At 47.2% G+C, this 1,190-nt stretch carries 1 protein-coding gene; it reads left to right on the forward strand.

What is annotated here, in order from left to right; translation table 11 throughout:
• On the forward strand, nt 1-1,184 hold a 1,184-nt coding region (gene tuf, locus R7Q11_RS24860), incomplete at its 5' end, for an elongation factor Tu (RefSeq protein WP_017822038.1).
• Nucleotides 1,185-1,190: the final 6 nt, after the last annotated feature.

Here is a 1,190-nt window from a genome sequence, read left to right on the forward strand (position 1 = left end):
TGTCTAAAGAAAAATTTGAACGTACGAAACCGCACGTTAACGTTGGTACTATCGGCCACGTTGACCACGGTAAAACAACTCTAACTGCAGCTATCTGTACTACTCTTGCTAAAGTTTACGGCGGTGTAGCTAAAGACTTCGCATCTATCGATAACGCTCCAGAAGAGCGTGAGCGCGGTATCACAATCGCAACTTCTCACGTTGAGTACGACACTCCATCACGCCACTACGCACACGTTGACTGTCCAGGACACGCTGACTATGTTAAAAACATGATCACTGGTGCTGCACAGATGGACGGTGGTATCCTAGTTGTTGCTGCGACAGATGGCCCAATGCCACAAACTCGTGAGCACATCCTACTAGGCCGTCAGGTTGGTATCCCATACATCATCGTATTCATGAACAAATGTGACATGGTTGACGATGAAGAGCTACTAGAACTAGTAGAAATGGAAGTTCGTGAACTTCTATCTGAATACGATTTCCCAGGTGATGACCTACCAGTTATCCAAGGTTCTGCACTAGGCGCACTAAACGGCGAAGAGCAGTGGGAAGCGAAAATCGTTGAACTAGCAGAAGCTCTAGATACTTACATCCCTGAGCCAGAGCGTGCGGTAGATCAGCCATTCCTAATGCCTATCGAAGACGTATTCTCAATCCAAGGTCGTGGTACAGTAGTAACTGGCCGTATCGAGCGTGGTATCCTAACTGTAGGTGACGAAGTTGCTATCGTAGGTATCAAAGACACTACTACAACTACATGTACTGGTGTTGAGATGTTCCGTAAGCTTCTAGACGAAGGCCGTGCAGGTGAGAACGTTGGTGCACTTCTACGTGGTACTAAGCGTGACGAAGTTGAACGTGGTCAAGTACTAGCTAAGCCTGGTTCAATCACTCCACACACTAAGTTCGAATCAGAAGTATACGTACTGTCTAAAGATGAAGGTGGTCGTCACACTCCATTCTTCAAAGGCTACCGTCCACAATTCTACTTCCGTACAACTGACGTAACTGGTGACATCCAGCTACCAGACGGCGTAGAAATGGTAATGCCAGGCGACAACGTACAGATGACTGTAGAGCTAATCGCACCAATCGCAATGGACGAAGGTCTACGTTTCGCGATCCGTGAAGGTGGCCGTACAGTAGGTGCTGGTGTTGTTGCTAAGATCTTCGACTAATTCATA

This window comes from Vibrio sp. 970 (assembly GCF_033339075.1).